The 14,025-nt window shown below is 49.3% G+C and carries 14 protein-coding genes; 6 read left to right on the top strand and 8 right to left on the bottom strand.

The features are described 5' to 3' along the window. The first annotated feature begins 79 nt into the window (after positions 1 to 79). Together H9L42_RS09460 and H9L42_RS09465 are read left to right on the top strand one after the other, a co-directional pair. The gene (locus tag H9L42_RS09460) at positions 80 to 1,525 is read left to right on the top strand and encodes a carbon starvation CstA family protein (protein ID WP_187303161.1); all 1,446 of its coding nucleotides are present in this window, start codon (positions 80 to 82) and stop codon (positions 1,523 to 1,525) included. 93 nt (positions 1,526 to 1,618) lie between these two features. Beyond that, complete coding sequence (locus tag H9L42_RS09465) at positions 1,619 to 1,894, top strand: metal-sensing transcriptional repressor (RefSeq protein ID WP_187303162.1); 276 nt, start codon at positions 1,619 to 1,621, stop codon at positions 1,892 to 1,894. Between the two features lie 50 nt (positions 1,895 to 1,944). On the opposite strand, the gene abc-f is transcribed toward H9L42_RS09465, so the two are convergent. From abc-f to H9L42_RS09490, 5 genes are all read right to left on the bottom strand, one after another. Beyond that, on the bottom strand, positions 1,945 to 3,414 hold the full coding sequence (gene abc-f, locus H9L42_RS09470) for a ribosomal protection-like ABC-F family protein (RefSeq protein ID WP_187303163.1): 1,470 nt from the start codon (positions 3,412 to 3,414) through the stop codon (positions 1,945 to 1,947). A gap of 335 nt (positions 3,415 to 3,749) precedes the next feature. Next, a complete protein-coding gene (locus H9L42_RS09475; protein ID WP_187303164.1) occupies positions 3,750 to 4,715 on the bottom strand; it encodes a P1 family peptidase in 966 nt (321 codons plus the stop codon). A 14-nt stretch (positions 4,716 to 4,729) separates the two neighbouring features. Then, positions 4,730 to 7,258 carry a hybrid sensor histidine kinase/response regulator gene (locus H9L42_RS09480; protein WP_187303165.1) on the bottom strand — a complete coding sequence of 843 codons (2,529 nt, stop codon included), beginning with the start codon at positions 7,256 to 7,258 and terminating at the stop codon, positions 4,730 to 4,732. After that, positions 7,258 to 7,614, bottom strand: a complete 357-nt coding sequence (locus tag H9L42_RS09485) for an Hpt domain-containing protein (RefSeq protein WP_187303166.1) — start codon at positions 7,612 to 7,614, stop codon at positions 7,258 to 7,260. The genes H9L42_RS09480 and H9L42_RS09485 overlap by 1 nt, the downstream gene beginning before the upstream one ends. Position 7,615: 1 nt before the next feature. Then, the gene (locus H9L42_RS09490; RefSeq protein ID WP_187303167.1) at positions 7,616 to 8,719 is read right to left on the bottom strand and encodes a response regulator; all 1,104 of its coding nucleotides are present in this window, start codon (positions 8,717 to 8,719) and stop codon (positions 7,616 to 7,618) included. Positions 8,720 to 8,891: 172 nt separating this feature from the next. Between H9L42_RS09490 and H9L42_RS09495 the strand changes: the two genes are divergently transcribed. From H9L42_RS09495 to H9L42_RS09510, 4 genes are read left to right on the top strand one after another with little or no spacing between them, the layout of a single operon-like run. Next, on the top strand, positions 8,892 to 9,863 hold the full coding sequence (locus tag H9L42_RS09495; protein WP_187303168.1) for a biotin--[acetyl-CoA-carboxylase] ligase: 972 nt from the start codon (positions 8,892 to 8,894) through the stop codon (positions 9,861 to 9,863). 11 nt (positions 9,864 to 9,874) lie between these two features. Beyond that, positions 9,875 to 10,414, top strand: a complete 540-nt coding sequence (locus H9L42_RS09500; RefSeq protein WP_187303169.1) for a biotin transporter BioY — start codon at positions 9,875 to 9,877, stop codon at positions 10,412 to 10,414. A 46-nt stretch (positions 10,415 to 10,460) separates the two neighbouring features. Further along, the gene (locus H9L42_RS09505) at positions 10,461 to 11,606 is read left to right on the top strand and encodes a glycoside hydrolase family 3 N-terminal domain-containing protein (RefSeq protein ID WP_187303170.1); all 1,146 of its coding nucleotides are present in this window, start codon (positions 10,461 to 10,463) and stop codon (positions 11,604 to 11,606) included. Positions 11,607 to 11,611: 5 nt separating this feature from the next. After that, complete coding sequence (locus H9L42_RS09510; RefSeq protein WP_187303171.1) at positions 11,612 to 11,758, top strand: hypothetical protein; 147 nt, start codon at positions 11,612 to 11,614, stop codon at positions 11,756 to 11,758. A gap of 334 nt (positions 11,759 to 12,092) precedes the next feature. Here the strand turns inward: H9L42_RS09510 and cysK are convergent, their stop codons facing one another. From cysK to H9L42_RS09525, 3 genes are read right to left on the bottom strand one after another with little or no spacing between them, the layout of a single operon-like run. Beyond that, complete coding sequence (gene cysK / locus H9L42_RS09515) at positions 12,093 to 13,010, bottom strand: cysteine synthase A (protein WP_187303172.1); 918 nt, start codon at positions 13,008 to 13,010, stop codon at positions 12,093 to 12,095. A 9-nt stretch (positions 13,011 to 13,019) separates the two neighbouring features. After that, positions 13,020 to 13,640, bottom strand: a complete 621-nt coding sequence (locus H9L42_RS09520) for a histidine phosphatase family protein (protein ID WP_187303173.1) — start codon at positions 13,638 to 13,640, stop codon at positions 13,020 to 13,022. Positions 13,641 to 13,650: 10 nt separating this feature from the next. Next, positions 13,651 to 14,025, bottom strand: coding sequence for a P-loop NTPase family protein (locus tag H9L42_RS09525; RefSeq protein WP_187303174.1), 375 nt, complete (start codon positions 14,023 to 14,025; stop codon positions 13,651 to 13,653).

Here is a 14,025-nt window from a genome sequence, read left to right on the forward strand (position 1 = left end):
TCCCTTTGTTTGTTATAATTGAGAATTGGAAAATCAAATTTTTTTAATTTATTATACTGTCTGAAGGGGGATTTTCTCTATGATTACGTTTTTTCTGGCTCTGATTCTGCTGGTCGCAGGCTTTTTTACCTACGGCAGACTGGTTGAACGGGTTTTCCGGATCGATGATCGGCAAACACCCGCTGTCGCTCATCCCGATGGCGTTGACTACGTTCCTATGAAAACCTGGCGGATCTTTCTAATTCAACTATTAAATATCGCGGGACTCGGCCCTATTTACGGCGCTCTTTCCGGCGCCTGCTGGGGACCGGAGGTTTACCTCTGGATTGTCTTTGGTACGATTCTGGGCGGCGGTGTCCACGATTTTCTGGCAGGAATGATGTCCGAGCGTCACGACGGCGCGTCAATCTCAGAAGTAGTAGGTCTGTATATGGGAAAAGCCGTTACTTTTATTATGAGGGTCTTTTCTGTCATCCTTCTGCTTCTTATTGGCATTAACTTTTCAGTCGGCCCCGCGGCTTTGATTGCGGTTCTGACACCGGAAACGTTAAACACCAGCTTCTGGCTGGCAGTTATTTTAATCTATTATCTTTGCGCGACATTCCTTCCCATTGATAAGATTATCGGTAAATTATATCCTGTATTTGGAATTTGTCTGATCATTATGGCCGTTGGAATCGCCGGGAGCATGATTCTCAAATCCGAGTATCACATGCCGGAGCTGTGGGAATCCTTTGATGTTGTTCACCCGGAAGGTCTTCCCAAATGGGCCATGATGTTCGTTACCGTAGCCTGCGGCGCAATCTCAGGATTTCACGCGACACAATCGCCTCTTATGGCTCGCTGTATGACATCTGAACGCGAAGGGCGCAAAGTCTTTTATGGCGCAATGGTAACGGAAGGAATCATCGCTCTGATCTGGGCCTGCGCGGGAGTCACCTTTTACAATGGGGTCGGACCTCTTTCGGAAGCTCTCGCCCAGTACGGACAGGGCAGTGTCGTCTACACCATTTCAACGACTCTCATGGGACCTGTCGGAGGCGTTTTAGCCATGATCGGCGTTATTGCCTGTCCGATTACGTCCGGAGACACCGCTTTCCGCGCATGCCGGCTGACGATCGCGGATTGGTTCCGCATCAACCAGAGCAAAGTTACTTACCGGGCCGCTTTATCCGTTCCACTTCTCGCGGTAGGCGCTTTCGCCGCGGTCAGTCTGCCTTTTGAAATTCTCTGGAGATACTTCTCCTGGTCCAACCAGACTCTGGCCATGATGGTACTGTGGACCGGAGCGGTCTTCCTTCTCAGATTCGGCTACCCACCGATCTGCTGCTTCATGGCGGCGCTTCCCGCCACCTTTATGTCCGCCGTAAGCCTGACCTATATCCTGCAGGCGCCGGAAGGGTTTCAGCTTTCAACGTCTATCGCCTATCCGGCGGGGATCCTCTTCGCACTGGCTTGCCTGGCGGTGTTTCTGTTTCGCGTCTATCGAAAAGGACCTCAGGAAGAAGTAGAGACCCCCTTATAACACCTGCCAAAGTCTTTCCCTTGACAAATAGTCTGCGGCGTCCGATAATATAGAAGTACATATACCCCTAACTGTATAAGGAGGCTCAAAACAATGAAACAATGTATGGATTCCGATAATCTGCACCGCCGCCTGAAAAAAATTATCGGACAGGTGCAGGCAATCGATCGGATGATCGATGAAGATATACCGTGTGAAGATATTCTTTCTCAGATTAACGCGGCCAAATCCGCGCTGCACCGGGCTGGACAGATTGTTTTAGAAGGTCACATCCAGCACTGCGTTCGAGACGGAATCGAGCATGGCGACGCGGACAAAACCATTGCCAATTTTACAAAAGCAGTTGAACGATTTTCCAATATGATATGACAAAGCGTCCTTCCCATCACCAATGACGGAAGGACGCTTTGTTTTCCGGCTCAAAGAAGAACTTGCTTGGTCGCGATCTTCTCTGTAAACGCCCGGTCATGTTCTACGAAGATCATGGTCAGATTACTGCCGCACAAAAGCTCTTCAATCTGCATCCGTGAAAACACGTCAATATAATTAAGGGGTTCATCCCAGATATAAAGATGTGCCTCTTCACAGAGACTCCGCGCCAGCAGCACCTTTTTCTTTTGCCCCTGGCTGAAATCCTTCATATCCTTTTCAAACTGCGCACCATGAAAGTCCAGCTTATTTAAAATCGCGAGGAAACGGCTTTCCTCAATTTCCTCCGATCTGGCGTAGTCCTTTAATTTCCCGGCTAATCCGTCCGTATCCTGAGGAACATAGGAAATCTTAAGCTGACTTCCTCTCTGTACCTGTCCGGTATGCGAAAGGTTCAGTCCGAGAATCAGTTTTAGAATACTGGATTTTCCGCTGCCGTTTCTGCCGCAAAGCGCGATACGATCTCCCTGTTCCACAGAAAAGCTTACCTGCGGACTCCCCGGGTTATCTCCGTAGTAAATCTGCACATTATCCATCATAAGGATGCGATTCTTATGATAGTCCAATGGCTGCAGCTTAAGTTCAAATGTGGTTTCCTTATTTTTAAGCAATGCGGATTTCTGCTCAATTTCCGCCTGCCTGCGCTGTTTCAGATTTTTCGACCGCTGCATCATCTTCGCGGCCTGCGCTCCGATGTGCCCTTTGTCCGGCTTTACCCCTGATACTTTCTGTCCGTTTTTCGTTTTCTCAACCTTATCCGACCATACAGCAGTTTTTCCCGCTGCTTTCTCCAGCCGTTTTATCTCTCTCCGATGTTTTTCATTTTCCGCCGCCTCAAACGCATCCCGTTTCATTCGGTTCTCGTTCCAGGAGGTAAAATTTCCCTTCTGAATTTCCAGTCCTTCCTTATTAATGGAAAGGATATGATCCACACACTGATCCAGAAGATTTCGATCATGTGATACCAGAATAAAGCCCTTTTTCTTTTTCAGATATTCTCCCATCTGGGCTCTGGCCTGCAGATCCAGATGATTCGTCGGTTCGTCGATCAAAAGAAAGTCCGTTTCCCTGGAAAACAAAACCGCCATCATGATCCGGGTTCGTTCCCCGCCGGACAATGTATAAAAAGGCCTGTACAGCAGACCTTCGTCTGCTTCCATCAAAGACAGTTCTCTGCGGACTTTCCACAATGGCACGTCTCCGGGAAGCTGATCCATCGGGCATTCCTCTTCATCCTCAATTTTCATGGGAAAGTATTCAAAAGGAACGGATGATTTGATCGTTCCCTGATACGGGCAGACTCCGAGAAGCAGCCGTAGCAGCGTGGTTTTTCCTCTTCCATTTCGCCCAATCAGTCCCAGCTTCCAATCCGTATCAATTTGAAAGGATACATCTTGAAACACAGCATCGTAACTGCCCTCATACGTAAAAGTCAGATTGCTGACCTGAATTTGTGACATATGCACCACCTCCTGTATGCAAAATAAAATCCGCAGGAAAGTTTTTATTCCTGCGGTTCATAAACATACAATCTGAATATATGCATATTGACCTCCTGCCTTCACACATTTGCTGCGGGCTGGCCGGACTTATGAAACGAAAATAAACTGGTAACTTTCCTGCTGACTGCATAACAAAACCGGAGCGATCTTCTCACGCTTCTCCGTTTATTATGCTCTGTGTTGTTAGCAAGAAAAATTACGCATCTTTTCACCTCAAATCTTTTTATTCTGTAGGAATTGTATCACAGGCACAGGACTGCCGTCAACCTGCCAGAAACAAGAAAGCGTGGATTTCAGATAATATCCTTTTTCATAAAATCCGCGGCGCAGGGCAGTCCGTAAGCCGGTTCCGCGGAAAACACCGCGCTGCGGATCGCTTCTGTCATAACCTGCGCGGCCAGAGTTCCAACCGCATTAAGATCCGCTGTAACCTCCCCCGTTGACAGCGCATACACGGTATCTCCGTCCGCCTGTGTATGCACCGGTCGAATCGATCGGGCATAGCCGTTCTGCGCCATAGCCGCGATTTTGTTCATCTGCGCTTTGTCAAAATCCGCGTTTGTAATGATTGCTCCCAAGGTCGTGTTCCCGGTAAAGAGATCCCTTACTTCCAGACACTGCCGATACATTTCTTTTTCTGTTGAACGAAGTCCGTTTTTCTCCTCATTGAGAAGCCCTGCGATCTGCTCCCCCGTCTGATAGTCAAAGACATCTCCCAGAGCGTTTACTGCCGCAATAGCGCCAATCTTCAGCGGGCCTTCCTGCAGAGCAAAGCTTCCGATCCCGGTCTTCATCATAAATTCCGTTCCCTTGAATTTCCCGACCGTAGCTCCGGTACCGGCTCCGTAATTTCCGTCCCGATAGTCTCCGCTGCAGGCCCGGTATCCCATTTCCCTGTCAGGACGGATATCCTTGCTGCCAATCTGCAGATCGAACAGGCAGGACGTACAGACCAGAGGGACTTTGGCGACTCCGGTATCCACTCCGACGCCTCTTTCCTCCAGATACTTCATAACGCCGCCTGCCGCGTCCAGTCCGAAAGCGCTGCCTCCACTGAGCAGCACCGCGTGGATTTTATCTGCCGCGGCCAGAGGATTAAGAAGCTGCGTTTCCCTGCTTGCCGGGCCTCCGCCTCTTACATCCACTCCCGCGGCAGCGCCTTCTTCACATAAGATCACGGTACAGCCGGTGGCAGCCTCCCTATTCTGGGCGTTTCCAATCCGTATCTGTTCAATTTCGGTGATTGCGATTTCTTTCATAGCATACCTCTCTTTCAATCGGAAGAACCCATCAGTTTTTCCAGCGTCTTATAAAGGAGTGGAAAATCAATCGGTTTGGAAATATGCGCGTTCATTCCGGCGTCTTCTGTCGCCGCGATATCCTCCGCAAACGCGTTAGCCGTAACCGCGATAATCGGGATTGACTGCGCGTCTGGTCTTTTAAGGGCCCGGATTTGTTTTGCCGCTTCACACCCATCCATTACCGGCATTTGCATATCCATCAGAATTCCATCGAACGCGAACGGCTCGGAGGCTTTAAATGCCTCTACCGCTTCTTCTCCGTTCCATGCCTGTGTAATATCCGCTCCGTCCGCGGAAAGAAGTTCCGTCGCGATTTCCATATTGACCGCGTTGTCTTCTGCCAGAAGAAGCTTTTTTCCTTCTATGGAAAAGTGTCCGCTGTCCGCGGCTTCCCCGGACGTCTCCCTGTTTTCGTCTCCCGCCACCGTCATAAGCGGAAGGATGATTGTAAAGGTACTTCCCTGATCCGGACTGCTGGCTACATAAATCTCACCGTTCATCTGGGATACCAGATTCTTGACGATTGGCATCCCCAGTCCGGTACCGGAAACCTCTTTGGCGTGGAACCGCATTTCTCTCGCGTACGGTTCAAACAGATCTTTTAGAAAATCTTCCGTCATGCCGATTCCGGTATCCTGCACGACAAATTTATACTTTGCGTACTCTCCGCCTTCCGTCTGTATCACGGATACCGATACTTCATCCTCTTCTTCGGTGAATTTCAGAGCGTTTGAAAGCAGATTATTCAGGATCTGACTGATGCGCAGCGGATCTCCGATCACTTCCTCATCCTTCAGATCAAAGGACAGCGAGAATGTTTTCCCTTCCTTCTGCGCCTGAATCCGGAACGTTTCCAAACAGTCTTCCACACATTTTTTCAAATGGAACTGCTGATTACTCAGGGTCATCTTCCCCTGTTCGATTCTGGACATGTCCAGAATATCATTGATCAGCGCCAGAAGCTGCCTGCTGGAAAGGTTGATTTTTTCTGTATATCCCGTGATTTTTTCCGGCTCCTGTAAATGCTGCGGAATCAGTTCGGATAATCCGATAATCGCGTTTAAAGGGGTACGCATATCATGAGACATATTGCTGAAAAATGTCTGTTTGGCTTCCTCGCTCTCTCTGGAAGCCTTCAGCGCGTTTTCAAGAAGGCTGCGTTCCCGCAGCTGTCTCTGCTTTTCCTCTTCCACCTGGCGGAAACACAATACGACTTCTTCCGGCGCCAGAGACTCATCAAAGAGAACCCTCACGCTGACCCACCGATACTCTTCGCCGAATTTTCTCAGAAAATCTCCGCCAAAATCACGAATGCGCTGTGAAACAAGACGCCGGATGTTTTCCAGAGAGAAGCTTTCCATATATTCCTTATATGCGGATTCTTCGATCACTTCTCCCATCACCTTCAGCAGATCCTGATAATTTCCCTTCTGCTCCAGCCTGCTGCGAACATAATCGGAGCCTTTGATCATTTCATAGGTTTTCTGTCCGAAATCAATCCGGTACAACGCGTAATAGGAATTCCCCAGGACTCTGACGGTTTCGTTCGTGCGCTCCATCCTCGCGTTCAGTCTCCATTCCCGCCAGCTCATCCAGATGATCACCAGCAGAAACAGCAGGAACACAGCCCCCAAAATAAGGATCAGCTTATTCCAGTTTCCCAGGATATTCTGATAGGGAATTGTAATAATAGAAAACCACCCGTTAGACATCCGACTGTAATAGACCGCCCTGTGCCCACCGTCCAAATCTTCAATATACGCGTTGTAAGAATCAAGATTTCCCGCCTTAATCTCTTTTATCAGATCGTCTACATAATTCTGCAGCTCCCCCCGGATGCCGCTCAGTTCCGTCTGGCTGTAAATCAGCTCACCTGTACTGTCACATAAAAAAAAGGAATCCCCCTCTGACAGCTCGCCTGGATTTTCCTGGACATGAAAGTTTCTGGGAAAAATGTCAAACGCAATTATAGCATCCGCAATTTCACATTTCTGCGCGGCTGTAATAACCGGCTCCTGGTAAATCGCGTCGGTATAAACATTCGTAAAGATCACTTCACCTTCCGCGGCGCTTGCCTCTTGGTACCACTGCGTTTCCTGAAAATCATAAGACTCATCTCCCTCCCACGGATTCAGAGCAATGATCTCCCCGTCCAGCACAATATACGGATCCACTTTTCCCTCTCCCAGAACAGCCTCGATCCGCTCAAAATAGACCTGCATCCATTGGATCATCTCCTGCCTCGGCTCCCCATCCCGCACCCGCTGGTCGATGGATGCCACACCAATCGAAATCAGCGTTTCATAAACGGTCAGGTTATTTCTCTCCTCCGACGCGTAGTTCCGTGAAAGCGAACTTCCCAGACTTTGCGCGTTTTTCAGAAGTTCTACCCGAAACATTTGAAATCCGATGCCGGCAATCAGTACCAGCGCCAGGAACGCAATAATATGAACCCGCATTTTATAAAAAATCTGCTTCCACCCGGGTTGCTTTTTCTGCATCAGAACGCCCTCCGCACAGCATCCGCCGCTTTTTCATACGCTTTTGAGATATCCGGCATCATAGCGGCTGCCTCGTTCCAGTTGTCTTCCCGCATCAGCTGTACCTGCCGAGTCAAAAGACCATGAAGCCCGGAGATGGATAAATTGCCGCATACGCCCTTCAATGTATGGGAGGCGGTAAGCGCGGCGTCCTGTTCCCCGGCGGAAACCGCGGATTTCAGCTTTTCGTAATTCTCATCCTCTAAAAATTTTTTGAGAAACCGTTCCAGCAAAGACTCATTCCCCATTAACCGCTCCAGCGCGTCGTCGACGTCAATCCCGGCCGATATCAGAATCTGTTTTCTACTCTCATCCATTTCAGAACTCCTCCTTTTCTTTACGGTACAGTTCACGTATTTGTTTTTCTACCGAAAAAAAGCTGTCCAGCAGACGCGGATTGAAGATACCGCACTGCCCGTCCGCAATCATCCGCAGCGCCTCTTCACAGCTGAACGCGTCTTTATAAACCCGCTTGCTGATCAAAGCGTCATACACATCCGCCAGGGAAACCACCTGTGCCCAGATCGAAATTTCATCTCCCTTCAGACCGTCCGGATATCCCTTTCCGTCCCACCGCTCGTGATGATGACGGGCGATATCATACGCATACTGATAAGACGCGTGTTCTTTCATCTGAGGGATCTTGTCCAAAAGCTGCGCGCCCTGAATCGTATGAGTTTTCATGATATCAAATTCTTCAGCGGTCAGCTTTCCCGGTTTTTCCAAAATCGCGTCCGGAATGGCAATTTTTCCAACATCATGCATAATGGAAGCCAGAGCGATCTGTTCGATTTTTTCCTCCGACATGCCGTCTCCCAGCTTTGTATTAGTCAGCAGGAATTTGGTAATATCATGAATTCTCCGAACATGGGATCCGGATTCTCCACTGCGAAATTCAATGGCTGTGGACAGGGCCTCAATCATTCCCTGGTTCAGTTCGATAATCTGCTGCGCCTGCTGCAGAAGTTCGGACTGCTGCTGCTGAACCACATTTCCCAGGCGCTTTCTCGCTCGAAACAGTTCCACGACCGAATTCACCCGCCGCTGAACCACATACGGAACCACCGGCTTGCTGATCACATCCATAACGCCCATCTGATAGGCCTCTTTCATCGTGCTGTCGCTGGCCTCCGCTGTAATCAGAAATACCGGAATTTTATTCAGAAGATCCTGCTCCAGCAGATGTTTCAGGACTTCGATTCCATCCATTTCTGGCATAACAACATCCAACAGAATGGCGCAAAGACGATCCGGTTCCGCCAAAATTTTTTCCAGTCCGACCCTCCCGTTTTCCGCTTCTTCTATCGTATAAAACGGAAGGAAAATGTTTTCCAGAATCCCCCGGTTAATCACGTCGTCGTCTACAATCAAAAGTGTCTCCGCCGCAGAGCCGTTCTTTGTACGCAGGCTGTTAAAATCCATATATTTCCCTCCCCGCAAATTGTTGGCTTTATTGTATCATGAACATTTCCGAAAGTACAGTAACCGCGGACAGGTATTCCTTCCATTTATTTTTTGATTGTTAACTTCTTACGGTTGACAATTTTTTCTCTATCCCTTAAACTGATTTTGAAACAGATAAGGAGGAAGTTTTATGTCCGTAAAAGAGCAGGTACTAAAAGAATTGGAAGAGCGGAAAGGAGAAAGCCTTTCCGGAGAGAAGCTGGCAGAGCAGATGGGCGTTTCCAGAGCCGCCATCCATAAGGCGATCAAAGCACTGCGGGAAGACGGATACCAGATCCACGCGGGAACAAATCGCGGCTATCAGCTTGACATAGAAAGCGATATGCTGTCCGCCCAGGGGATTAAGGCCCATTTGGCGCCGGATTGGAAATCGCTGCCGATCTATGTCTATAAAACGGTGGATTCTACAAATAACGCGGCTAAAAAGCTTGCGGTAGAGGGCGCGGAGCACGGTACCGCAGTCTTTGCCTTCCATCAAAGCCATGGCAGAGGCCGTCTGGGGCGCAGTTTTCTCTCTCCTGCCAATACAGGAATTTATATGAGCGTTCTGCTCAAGCCTTCTTTTGATATCCGGCGTTCTGTTCTCGTCACCACCGCGGCCTCGGTTGCCGTTGTGCGGGCGATAGAAAAAGTCTGTGGTCTGCGTCCGGAAATAAAATGGGTAAATGATATCTATCTGTACGGAAAAAAAATCTGCGGAATCCTGACCGAAGCGATCACAGACTTTGAGAGCGGTCAAATCCAAAATTTAATCCTTGGAATCGGAATCAACTGCAGCACCAACGAATTTCCGAAGGATCTTCTGGAAATCGCAGGCGCGCTGGAAGGCTCCTTCTCAAAAAACGAACTGGCTGCCGAAGTTCTCAATCAGCTGCTTCCTCTGATCGAGCATCTGGAAGATCGTACATTTCTTGAAGATTATAGGGGCCACTCCCTGGTAATCGGCAAAGACATACAGGTTTACAAGGGCGGATACGCGGGCACTGTTCCGGGCCGCGGAGCCTCCGCTCTCGGCATCGACGAAAACGGCGGTCTGATTGTGCAGTATGATTCCGGTGAACGGGAAACGCTGGCTACCGGCGAAATTTCCATCCGCTTGTAAAGGAGGCTTTCATGCGCAGATATTCGAAAACAGCACGGCTTTTGATCAGCGCTCTGTTCGCGGCGCTGACCGCCGTCTGCTCCTTTATTTCCATACCTCTCCCCTTTACACCTGTTCCCGTGAATCTGGCCACCCTTTCTGTCTTTCTCGCGGGCGGGCTTTTAGGCTGGAGATACGGAACGATCAGTCAGATGGTGTACTTACTTCTGGGAGCTGTCGGCGTTCCGGTCTTTCATAACTTTACCGGCGGGTTTGGGATTCTCGCCGGGCCGACCGGCGGCTATATCGTCGGTTATGCGGTGGCGGCCTTTCTTACCGGCTGGATACTGGATCACCGCAAAAATCCGGATCGGTTTTCCGCGCTGGCACTCAGCATGACTGCCGGGCTTTTTTCCTGTTATCTGCTGGGGACCGCATGGTTTATGGCGTCTTCCGCCTCCGCTTTGATTCCTGCCCTCGCGGCCTGTGTTTTTCCGTTTCTTCCGGGGGACGCGCTTAAGATTATCGCGGCCTGTATCCTGGTTCGAAAACTCAGACCTGTTCTAACATGAGCAGTTGTGATAAAATGGATCTGATTAAGAAAGGTGGGAATACAGAGTGAAAAAATGGCTTGGAATCGCCGCGGTTCTTATTGTTCTCCTTGGGGCAGGACTTTTTTTCATGCAGGGCGAACCAGAAAAAACCGCATCTTCCAATTCAGATTCAGAGACGGCTGCTCCGGAAAAGCCGGATTATGTCCGGGAGCTTGCCGAAAGTATGACACTGGAGGAAAAGGTAGGGCAGATGTTTCTTGCCTGTGTTTCAAACAGCACCATCAGCCGGGAGGATATCGCTTCTTACGGCCTGGGCGGCTACCTCTTTTTCTCCGATTTTTTTGAAACTCGGACTCCGGAATCGGTAACCTCGGATCTTGCGTCTTATCAGGAAGCGGCATCCGTCCCTATGCTCATGGCCGTAGACGAAGAAGGCGGCAGCGTAGTCCGAATCAGCAAATATTCCGCCTATCGTCCGCAGCCGTTTGCTTCCCCGCAGGAGGTCTACGCGCAAAGCGGGTTCGAAGGTCTGCGGCGGGACGCGGAAGAAAAATCAGAGTTTCTGCTCTCCATGGGAATTAATGTAAATCTTGCTCCGGTCTGCGATCTTACTTCGGATCAGAACGCGTTTATTTATCCCCGCACCCTTGGTGAAAACGCGAAAAAAACATCCCGCTATGTCCGGGAAGTTGTCTCTGCTATGAACCAAAAAAAGATAGGATCCGCTTTGAAGCATTTTCCGGGTTATGGGGGAAACGCAGATACCCATACCGGAATCGCGACCGATACCCGAAGATACCAGGACTTTGTTTCCCGTGATTTCCTTCCCTTTGAAGCCGGAATCGAAGCGGGCGCTCCCTGTGTTCTGGTCAGTCATAATATTGTAACGGCTATGGATGAGAGCAAACCTGCTTCTCTTTCCGAAAATGTGCATCAGATCCTGCGGGAGGAGTTAGGCTTTGACGGTGTGATTCTGACCGACGATCTGGCAATGGAAGGCGTACAGGGATACAGCGGAGAGGAAAATATCGCGGTCTCTGCCATTCAGGCAGGAAATGATCTTCTCTGTACCAGCCGATATACAGAGCAGATCCCCGCTGTCGTCCAGGCTGTCCGCGACGGCAAAATCTCAGAAAAGCAAATTACAGATTCGGCTCTCCGCGTCCTTCGCTGGAAAGAAAAGCTGGGTCTGTTTGAAGAAAAGGAGTGATAACAATGCTGAAATACTGCCCAGTCTGCTATACAGAATTTGAAACAGAAGAAAATGTGTGCCCGCAGTGCGGCGGTCCTTTGAAAAAACCTCTTACCGAGGAAGAGTCCGAGGAATGGCTGGAACTTCTGATGACAGAAATCCGGGCCTGAACAATCGGGTGTTCTTTTAAAAGAAAAACAGGGCAGCTACCCTTCTGTTCCGGGGCTGTCCTGTTTGTTTGCCTGAGTTTCTTTTCCATGCCTTGCATTTCTTCCCGAAGAGTATTTGCCATGTCTTGCATCTCTCCCCGAAGATCATTTTCCATATTCTGCAGTCTTTGTTCCATTACAGTCTGCCGCTGCGACAGTCCCTGAACTTCTTCATAAATCCTCTCAAGTAATTCTCTCTGTTCCACAAAAATTCCTCCTTTTCCTCTTATTGTGGAACCATTCTATCTCTCTAAGGATATCTTCGCAAGACATTTTTGTAAATTTTTTCCTTTTTCTAAAAAAGACTAAGATACCTTTCTCCCGTATCCGGCAGCAGCACAACTACATTTTTTCCTCTATTTTCCTCTCTTTTCACCAGTTCTCGGGCTGCATAGAGCGCTGCTCCTGATGAAATCCCTGTAAAAAGACCTTCTGTCACCGCCAACTCTTTCATGGTGTCAAAGGCCGCGTCATCGGATACCGCAATAATTTCATCATAGACAGAAGTATCCAGAACCTCCGGTATGAAATTGGCTCCAATTCCCTGAATTTTATGAGGGCCCGCCTTTCCCTGAGATAAAAGGGGAGACGCCTCTGGTTCAACGGCAACTACTTTTATCTTCGGATTCTGTTCCTTTAAATAGGTTCCCACACCGGTTATCGTGCCTCCCGTACCTACAGCCGAAACAAAAATATCCACAGCGCCGTCTGTATCCCGCCAGATCTCCGGGCCTGTCGTTTCATAATGAATCTGCCAGTTTGCAGGGTTTACAAACTGACCGGCTATAATACTTCCCGGAATTTCATTTGCCAGTTCTTCCGCTTTGTCCACCGCGCCCTGCATGCCCTTCGCCGCGTCAGTAAGAACCAGCTCCGCGCCGTAGACCTTCAGCAGATTGCGCCGTTCTACGCTCATGCTTTCCGGCATCGTCATGATCGCCCGATATCCTTTTGCCGCAGCGACCATCGCAATCCCAACTCCGGTATTTCCACTGGTCGGCTCAATAATCGTTCCGCCGGTTTTCAGCCGACCATCTTCTTCCGCCGCCCGGATCATATTCCATCCGACCCGATCCTTTGCGCTGCCGCCGGGATTGAAAAGTTCCACCTTTGCAATCAGAGCCGCCTTTGCCCCGCACCGCTTTTCAATTTTACGCAGCCGCAGAAGCGGCGTATTTCCAATCAGTTCTGTAACAGATTCTCTTATCTTCATAATATCCTCCTAAAATTCTCCATAATTGAGTACATCGCCTGCTTTCACATCCAGCGTAAACCCATGGCCCGGATCCGGAATCCATTTGTAAAAATGCTCTCGCTTTCCCGGGAAATAAAATTCCATAATCGAAGCGATGGTTCCTCCATGGCAGACTACCGTAGAAAACGCGTCCTTTCCACTGTGCCGCACAGACAATTCTTTCAGCCGATGTCTGCCCATGAGAATGTCGAATCCATTTTCAATTCGTTTCCGAAATTCAACGATACTCTCCCCGTCCGGGCTGGCGAAAGTCCCGGTTTTATCTCCGGCCCATTCGATATAGGCAGGAACTTCTTTCAGCTCCTGATAGCTTTTCATCTCAAACTGTCCGAAATTCATTTCCCGCAGTTCCTCAATGACGCTATGTTCTTTCTCTCCGTAAATCAGAGTCAGCGTCTGTTCTGTGCGGATCAACCCCGTTGTATAAAAATCACTGCCCTCTGCCTCGGGATAAATATGCTCCGCGACCAGTTCCTTCAGCATCCGCTCTCCTTCTTTTGCGAGAGGAATATCGGCCGCCCCGTAGTAGAGCCGCCGCTGATTTCCCTCCGTAATTCCGTGTCTGATTAAATGTATCTGCGATTTCATTTCTTCTACCTTACTTTAACTTCTGCCCCAATCCACAAAAAACTCTCGTCACAGTATCCGCCTCTTTCGCGAGATATACCATAGCTCTTCCTGTCATTTCCCGCAGAGCCCGCATCTGCGTTTCCACAGGAACGATCCCCTGCGAGAGGTCCGTACAGATGATCACTTTACCATCAAGTTCCGGCCTGTGCTGCCGCAGGTACTCCCGCGCCTCGATTCCTTCTCTGACACAGGCCAGTACAAAATCTTCCAGATGATACAGAACGGGTTTTGAAAAATCCAGCTCTGCCCGCTCCGGACTGCAAGTAAAGACTTCCTGTTTTCCAAAGACTTTCTCCGCATATTCCAGTTTTCCCTGGTATGCGCCTCCAATAATCAAATTCAT

This window comes from Zhenpiania hominis (assembly GCF_014333425.1).
GTDB classification, from domain to species: domain Bacteria; phylum Bacillota; class Clostridia; order Peptostreptococcales; family Anaerovoracaceae; genus Hominibacterium; species Hominibacterium hominis.

Bases quoted from the DNA above. Each gene is read 5' to 3' on its own strand.
- H9L42_RS09460 (WP_187303161.1), top strand. From the start codon at position 80: ATGATTACGTTTTTTCTGGCTCTGATTCTGCTGGTCGCAGGCTTTTTT.
- H9L42_RS09465 (WP_187303162.1), top strand. From the start codon at position 1,619: ATGAAACAATGTATGGATTCCGATAATCTGCACCGCCGCCTGAAAAAA.
- abc-f (WP_187303163.1), bottom strand. From the start codon at position 3,414: ATGTCACAAATTCAGGTCAGCAATCTGACTTTTACGTATGAGGGCAGT.
- H9L42_RS09475 (WP_187303164.1), bottom strand. From the start codon at position 4,715: ATGAAAGAAATCGCAATCACCGAAATTGAACAGATACGGATTGGAAAC.
- H9L42_RS09480 (WP_187303165.1), bottom strand. From the start codon at position 7,258: ATGCAGAAAAAGCAACCCGGGTGGAAGCAGATTTTTTATAAAATGCGG.
- H9L42_RS09485 (WP_187303166.1), bottom strand. From the start codon at position 7,614: ATGGATGAGAGTAGAAAACAGATTCTGATATCGGCCGGGATTGACGTC.
- H9L42_RS09490 (WP_187303167.1), bottom strand. From the start codon at position 8,719: ATGGATTTTAACAGCCTGCGTACAAAGAACGGCTCTGCGGCGGAGACA.
- H9L42_RS09495 (WP_187303168.1), top strand. From the start codon at position 8,892: ATGTCCGTAAAAGAGCAGGTACTAAAAGAATTGGAAGAGCGGAAAGGA.
- H9L42_RS09500 (WP_187303169.1), top strand. From the start codon at position 9,875: ATGCGCAGATATTCGAAAACAGCACGGCTTTTGATCAGCGCTCTGTTC.
- H9L42_RS09510 (WP_187303171.1), top strand. From the start codon at position 11,612: ATGCTGAAATACTGCCCAGTCTGCTATACAGAATTTGAAACAGAAGAA.
- cysK (WP_187303172.1), bottom strand. From the start codon at position 13,010: ATGAAGATAAGAGAATCTGTTACAGAACTGATTGGAAATACGCCGCTT.
- H9L42_RS09520 (WP_187303173.1), bottom strand. From the start codon at position 13,640: ATGAAATCGCAGATACATTTAATCAGACACGGAATTACGGAGGGAAAT.
- H9L42_RS09525 (WP_187303174.1), bottom strand. From the start codon at position 14,025: ATGAATTTGATTATTGGAGGCGCATACCAGGGAAAACTGGAATATGCG.